Origin of the sequence: Mangrovihabitans endophyticus, from assembly GCF_014646155.1 — a bacterium.
Taxonomy (GTDB): Bacteria; Actinomycetota; Actinomycetes; order Mycobacteriales; family Micromonosporaceae; genus Actinoplanes; species Actinoplanes endophyticus.
This window is the reverse complement of sequence record NZ_BMMX01000108.1, coordinates 1-1,975: the sequence shown is the minus strand read 5'-3', so window position 1 is coordinate 1,975 and position 1,975 is coordinate 1. Positions and strand designations below refer to the sequence as shown.

Sequence of the window (1,975 nt, the reverse complement as noted above, 5' to 3'; positions counted from 1 at the left end):
CGTCATCCGCTCCGCGACGGCTTCATAGGCGAAGGTACGCAGGAACGCGAGCCAGGTACGAATAGTGTGCCCGTTGGGCTCGCCAGAGATCAGGTCAAGAACCCGGTGTGACAAGGCGTCCGCCGGAGGAGCTGCATCCTCGACACGCACACTGCCATCGCTGATCTTGATACGTCTCGAGAACGCCAGCTCAACCAGAAGCGCAGCGCTGAGTCCAACGGCCGTTACCGGGCTGCTCAGCAAGAGCCGGCCCGTTGCGTCGTGATGAGCCAACCGGAAGAACTCATCAGCGAACGGAACCAACGACAACCTGTCCTGCGGTTCCCGGTACCATGCGGACACACTCGACGAAGGCGGGTCGACCTTATTCTTCGCCAAGACCTCCACCTTTCCAGCCCATTAGTCGATTACCGCTTATAGCGGATTCCGTTGACCCGAAATCCACAGAAAGCTTGATCGACTAGACCGTATGCGCATCACCCGACGGTACGAGGCACGTCAGGTGGGGGACACTGCCAGTGTCCCTAAGCGAGGGTGCGGCGTTCTAGTCTGGGAGGTTGGCAGCCACCATGAGGGGCTGCAGGTCCACCCGGACGGCCGGCCGAGCTTTTCCGCTCAGCTGGCGAAGAAGCTCACGAGCCGAGGAGTTATAGCGAAGTTCCTCTGGCGAGTCACGATGGACACGACTCAACATGTACACAGCTGCGACCTGGTTACTGTGCCGGGAGTAGCAACGTGCAGCTTCAAGGTGATAGGTGAGATGGCGCTCTACCGATGCGGCGGATTCCACGGCAGTCCGTTCGGCGAGGTCGAGCGCTTGCGCGGTTCGACCCAATTCCGCCGTGGTTGATATTCTGTGCAACGCCACGTTTGTAGGTCCGAAGACCATACGATAGTGATTCGTCTCGCCGGTCCTAGCGGCAATGGCGGATGCCTCATCGAGTAGGCGGTGCGCTTCGTCTGCGTCATCCTCTCGTGCCGCCTCAGTGGCAGCCAGGAGATGCAAGCCGCCGAAGACTGCGAGGCCGGCCTGGGTGGGGTCGCTTGTACGAGGCCGCAACTGATCTATTGCGTGACGGACCACCTCGCGCGCCTGTCCGGTCTCACCTTGCGCCGAGAGGATCATGGCAAGGTTCCAGGCTGCAGCACCAGCGAGTTGAGGGTCGTCAGCATCAAGCGCGCATGACACGGCACGGTCGGCAACTAACAATGACAGTTCGTACTCTCCGACACGTTTAGTCCAGGTTCGCGCAAGTTGGTACGATAAGCTGGCAACGCTCAGAGCCGCCCGACGCCGGGCACCGGCAGACGCATTCACGATAGCTGCCGTTTGCCCGAGAAGTTCCGGCAGGGCTTGGCCTACCGCCTCGTACCTAAAGGCTGACGGCGCCTGCCATGTGCTCCAGGCATGGTCGAGTCTTCTCCGGACGTCCTCCAACGACATGGGTTCGACCCCATGGCCACGACCGAGCACGGCTGCCCGAACCGCATCAGCGCGGGGATGCCCTCGCCGGCCGTCAGGCATCAGAGGCAGAGGAACGCCCGCCAGCTCTCGAAGATCTTTGATGCGCAGCGCCTGAGCGAACAGGATCATCTGGGAAAACCGAGTCACGAGCCGGTCACCTGACTCGATCTTCTTCATCATCGACAACGAGATGCCGACGAGACCAGCCAGTTCATCCTGGGTAATTCCTCGACGAACGCGGTGACTAGCGATCCGCTGCCCTATCGCCCACTCATCAATCTCCACCGTAGACTCCAGTCCCCCAGCAGGCACGACGGCTGTAGGGGCTAGGTTACGCCAGCGTGGCAGACTGACTACATGACCGTGGGCGCTAACGAACGGTGGCTGGTCCTGTGGGACATCGACCACACTCTGGTGGAAACACGCGGTCTAGCCCGGGTGATTCACGGTGATCATCAACTGGTGGGTCCGACCGGCGTGTAAATAGACGGAAGTGCCTCTCCGGCAGGG

2 protein-coding genes are annotated in these 1,975 nt (G+C 61.1%); both read right to left on the bottom strand.

Annotation, left to right across the window (positions count from 1 at the left end):
- Window positions 1-378, bottom strand: a 378-nt coding sequence (locus IEY73_RS32555) for a GOLPH3/VPS74 family protein (RefSeq protein ID WP_189083197.1), incomplete at its 3' end; no start/stop codon positions are given.
- Between the two features lie 166 nt (window positions 379-544).
- Complete coding sequence (locus tag IEY73_RS32550; RefSeq protein WP_189083196.1) at window positions 545-1,750, bottom strand: helix-turn-helix domain-containing protein; 1,206 nt, start codon at window positions 1,748-1,750, stop codon at window positions 545-547.
- Window positions 1,751-1,975: the final 225 nt, after the last annotated feature.